The following is a 4,743-nucleotide window of genomic DNA, read 5'->3' on the forward strand; positions in this document are numbered from 1 at the left end:
ATTTACAACCATCACACCAGCACTGGTTGCTGCCTTTATATCTACGTTGTCTAGTCCCACACCAGCTCTTGCAATAACCTTCAGCTGCTTCGCAGCTGCGATGGCCTCAGCATTGACCTGGGTCGCGGAGCGAACCAGGATCGCACTTGCCGAAGCCAATTCAGAAAGAAGTACGGCACGATCAGTGCCGTCAATGTTCTTGATTTCAAAGTCAGGCCCGAGGGCCTCAACTGTGGCAGGGGAAAGCTCTTCGGCGATCAGAACTATTGGTTTAGGCAAGGGGCTTCCTCAGGTATGTACGGGCAAGATAAGCTGCGTCATTGAAGTAATACCCAAGAGTCTAGCCAAAAAGGGGCGGTACCAGAGTTTTGAACCCTTTGCCGAGGCAAGAGTTAGCAGACTACAAAAGACTCCTGCGTAGGTTTGCCCGAAGGAACCTAGGTGCTGAATCTATTCCACGAGTAAGGATTCAGATTTACAACTTTGGAGTTTCCATTAATCTCGAGCTCAACTTCAGTGGCCTGTCCCCTCAGGTTTGCAACCACCAAAAGGCTCCCTGCGCCATTAACTTCCCCCGAGACAAAATTCAAAGCCCAAATCAATCCATCTGGGGAGCCACCTGAAAGAAAAGACCGACCGGTCATTTCTGCCAACAGCTTGACCGCCTCAAAGACTGGATAAGTTATACCGTCGCCCGATTCAATGCCTCGAGGCCCCCACTGTTCAAAGTAGGTGAGAGAGTGCACTCCGGGCACACTTGTCGCCGCCGCGCTAGCAACCAACCAAGCTGCCAGCTCTGGGCTTTGCTGCCGCTGATCATTAGTGCCGAACCACTCGGCACCGTAGCCGATTGATAAATCAGACACGTCCGGGATCTCTGGCTTCTCGGTCGCTACGTTATTGAATCTCGGTCGAAGGGTTATAGGTCCAATGTGAACTTCCTTGCCGCCTGCCATCTCCACCGCTTGACTAGCTACCAGTCGCTGCATAGCGATCGATTCGACCAACTGTTCCGTGTTTGTAGCGTGAAATAAAGGTGAAATGCTGAAGGTGAGTCCGTCCCGAAACTCCGGTAAGTCAGAAAAGTTTCTATTCAACTCGGTGAAGTGGGATCTGGCGCCGACAATGAGCTTCGGATTCATACCCCGAGCTTCTAGCAGCTGTTTTAGGAGCTGATTTGTCTCAACAGTTGATACGTGCAGAAGGGAATCGAAAACCGCAATTCGCGAAATATGCAAGGAAGCAATCGAATCCAACAAATCATTGAAAGATGATGCTGTGACCCCAGCATCACAGATTACCCTGAGGTCAATTCCAGCTAAATTCTCCGCCGCACGTTCCAGCGCCGACTTCCAATTGTGAGTATTGAGGTCAACCTCAACTAAGACTGGGAACCCGGCAACTAGCGCAGTGGTTTCAAAATAACCGCCGGTAACCGCTGGGGCGGATGATGCCCCTAGCTGGATTGCGGGGAAGATACCCGCCGGCATTAGGGAGATCTTAGCCTCAGTATTCTTCTCAGCCGTAGGCGAATTCGCCACTTCAGAATCAACAGTTATCAATAGTTTTTGGCTTATCTGCTCACCTGCTGCCACGGAATATGGGAAAGGCAAACTGAGTGGACGGCTGTAAATTTTGTAAGATGCATCAGTCCAGTTGCGCTGATCCTCCATTTCAAAAACATCGCCACTAAATTCAAGCGTCACATCCAGCCCCGCTTGGTTCCAGGCCAGTGCGGAAATATCAAATACCGGTTGGTGCGGGCTGATCTTCAAGGGTAAATTTGAGTTTTCCTGTGACTGATCACTGTGATGCACCAGCAAATCGGTTCCAGCAAGCGCGGGAGGAATTAGTACGTTGAGGCCAATGCGATTGGCCGAGAAATCCTTGCCGGAAGTTAGTGACATTTGAATTTCAGCAGTGGAGTTCTTTACTTCAAACTTGACCGTCCCGGAAAAGTGGGCATCAAACCCTTCTGATGTAATTTCGACTTCCAGCTGGTTTGGACTCTCAGATACTTTCTTGACAATAAAATCTGGAGTGCCCCAGTTTTTGTCACGAATCAGCGCCCTAACGGACCGTAACAGTACTTGACCTTTATAGCTAATCTCGGCATGTTCGTCCCCACGCAATTTGACTGACCAATTGCCGGAGCTCCATTGGAGCTCCGGGGAATTAAAACTAAGCCAAGCCGTGGACACTAGAGATTTGTCATTCCGCCGTCAACCACAAATTCGGCCCCGGTTGCGAATGCGGAGTCGTCACTGGCTAGATAAACCATGATTCCTGCGACATCGTTTGCTTGGCCGGCGCGGCCAAGGGGAATCCGGCCAACAATTGACTCACGACTCTTGGGGTCATTGGTTATTGCCGCAACTAGCGGTGTCTCGGTGTAACCAGGAACCACCGTGTTGACGCGGATGTTGTCCCTGGAATAGGCGTTAGCAACGGCCCTGACCATGCCGTGGACCCCGGCTTTAGAGGCGCTGTAAGCGGTGAAATCTTTACCTTCACCGTTTAGGGCAGTTGGGCTACCGGTCACGATTATGGAGCCGCCGCCGTTTTTTTGCATGGAGCGAATCGAATGCTTGATAGTTAGAAAAGTACCGGTCAGGTTGACCTCAAGAGTTTTTTGCCACACTTCGAAATCTAGGTCGGAAATCATGGCGTCCTGACCAAATAATTGCACACCGGCATTGGCCACAACTACGTTGGGGCTCCAGCCCATGTTCTCGAGTCCTGCAAACGTTTTTTCAACCAGGCCCTCGTTGCTGATGTCCATTACAACCGCTATCGCCGATGCACCATACTGCTTCACAACAGCATTGGCAGCCAAGGCGTCCCGATCTGCAATAATCACGCGGGCTCCCTCGGCGATAAACCGCTCGGCTACCGCCTTACCTATACCGGCTGCGCCACCGGTGACCAGAGCTGTTTTGCCTTCTAAAGAACCCATTTTTTTATCTCTCAATTTTTTCTAGGTGCAACATGGCAGCTAGGTTTTTATCTAGCTCATCATCCTGGAAGACTTTCTTCCAATCGTCTCTGATGATTGTTTTGCGACCGTAGGCCATTGCAATCATGCAGGCATCGCTAAACGGGTTATCTCCGCGCAGGGAATTCGCCAGTGCAACTTGAGTGTGGCCCAGCAAAATTGCCCTTGCTGCCGGCTCCGGCACTCCCATGGTGTGGACGGCTTCATGAAGTGATTCTTTTAGAAGGGCTCCAATCATGCACGCAATTGTCTCAACCAGCGTTGGTTCTAGCTGAGCTAGTTGCTTAACGCTGACCCAGTGAACATCGATTACAGGAGCAAAAATGGCCTTGACTGTAGCCTCCACGACATCGCGCTTGAACGGGTCGTCGGATTCGATTGCAGCAACTACGTCCTGTGGGGCGGCTATGCCGCCAAAGGTGTCGGCGTACTCTTCAGGAGTTGTTCTTTCCAAGAACACCGATGGGTGGCAGGGGTGTGCAACTGCCTGAACAATGTCCTCACGGGTCGCCAGCAAACCGGCATATGCAGCAGCTGGATCAAGGGTTAGGGCTATAGAACCAGATTTCATCTCGGGCAGCAGGGCCTCCGTCACTGACTTTAGAGCTAAATCCGGAACCGCGTAAATCACCACATCTGCATCCGAAACCGCCATAACGGCATCGGTGAGGGTGCGTCCGGCCTCAGAGACTCGATCTTGCCCAGCTGGTGAATTTTCTACGTACAGAACCTGGTGCTTGGTTTTCACGAGATTATTAGAAACTCGCATTCCCATCTTCCCGCCGGCACCAATCACTGCAATTTTTAGTGAGTTTAGATCTGTGGTCATTTGACGCTCCTTAGATATTCAATCGCTATTTGGGTCCACTGTTTTTCAGCTTCAACACTTTTTTCGATACTCCCCTGCCAAGGAAGCCAATGCTCGACAATTTCGTTGATACCGCGCTGACGCGGTTTGACAATCGAAATAAGGTTTGGGTAATCATGTAAGCCCTCACCCATTACCGCTCCACTATAGGAAAAACCAACCCAGCCCTCTTGACGATTAAAAGCAAAATCCTTGGCGTGAATGTTCTTAACATAAGGCGCACAGAGTTCAATGCAGTGCTTCGGCTGCTCAAGATTTGCCACCACATTTGCCGGATCTAGACAGATACCCAAATTCGGGCTATCCACAGTTGAAACAATTTCGACTAGTTCAGAACTGGAAATCTGTTCATATGTTTCAAGTGCCAAGACTACCCCGGCATCTTCGTATGGTCTCAATGCCTGGCTCAAAATTTGAATGACCTCAGTATTTCCAGGCTTTGATGTCTGGTTGTTAGTCATGCTGCGCACTAACTTAGAGTCAAAAACCTTTGCAAGTTCTAGAAATTTGGCTAGCCTAGCGGGCTCTATACCCTTGGTTCCAAGCTCAATCTCTAGCCCTAAGTCCCGAGCGCAATCTGCAGCCTCTGTTAGTTCGGAACCACTCATCCGCTCAAGGGGTTCGTAATCGCAAATTTGAAAGAGGTTCAGACCTAGATCTACTGTTCGAGTAAAAACCTCATCTAGAGACAGGGCCTTGGGATTCTTATCTGACTGCTCCCAGAAAAAGCTGTAGCTTCCGAGCCCGATCATAAGAAATTACACTGTCGCTAGGGGTTCGGTGCTGAAGTTTTCGACGACCTCGTTTAGTACTTTCAAGAGGTTATCGGTGTCGTGGGCAAATCTCCCTAAAAATAATCCTGATAAGTCCCCATGTAACC

4 protein-coding genes and 1 pseudogene are annotated in these 4,743 nt (G+C 50.1%); all 5 read right to left on the minus strand.

All coding sequences use genetic code 11. From position 1 onward, the window contains the following. Window positions 1-279 (minus strand): annotated as a pseudogene (locus tag WAO31_RS07060) (phosphoglycerate dehydrogenase); the annotation flags it as partial. Between the two features lie 158 nt (window positions 280-437). Further along, window positions 438-2,201 carry a D-apionate lactonase family protein gene (locus WAO31_RS07065; protein ID WP_509591896.1) on the minus strand — a complete coding sequence of 588 codons (1,764 nt, stop codon included), beginning with the start codon at window positions 2,199-2,201 and terminating at the stop codon, window positions 438-440. Continuing rightward, window positions 2,201-2,971 (minus strand): SDR family NAD(P)-dependent oxidoreductase, encoded by a 771-nt coding sequence (locus WAO31_RS07070; protein WP_509591898.1) that lies wholly within the window; start codon window positions 2,969-2,971, stop codon window positions 2,201-2,203. Before WAO31_RS07070 ends, WAO31_RS07065 begins: the two co-directional genes overlap by 1 nt. Further along, complete coding sequence (locus tag WAO31_RS07075; protein WP_509591900.1) at window positions 2,961-3,824, minus strand: phosphogluconate dehydrogenase C-terminal domain-containing protein; 864 nt, start codon at window positions 3,822-3,824, stop codon at window positions 2,961-2,963. Before WAO31_RS07075 ends, WAO31_RS07070 begins: the two co-directional genes overlap by 11 nt. Next, entirely contained in the window at window positions 3,821-4,615 is a 795-nt protein-coding gene (locus WAO31_RS07080; protein WP_509591902.1) for a sugar phosphate isomerase/epimerase family protein, read from the minus strand. Before WAO31_RS07080 ends, WAO31_RS07075 begins: the two co-directional genes overlap by 4 nt. Window positions 4,616-4,743 lie beyond the last annotated feature (128 nt).

Origin of the sequence: Rhodoluna sp. (genome assembly GCF_049276775.1) — a bacterium.
GTDB lineage: Bacteria > Actinomycetota > Actinomycetes > Actinomycetales > Microbacteriaceae > Rhodoluna.

Excerpts from the sequence above, each read along its gene's own strand:
- WAO31_RS07075 (WP_509591900.1), bottom strand. The coding sequence starts at position 3,824 with ATGACCACAGATCTAAACTCACTAAAAATTGCAGTGATTGGTGCCGGC.
- WAO31_RS07080 (WP_509591902.1), bottom strand. The coding sequence starts at position 4,615 with ATGATCGGGCTCGGAAGCTACAGCTTTTTCTGGGAGCAGTCAGATAAG.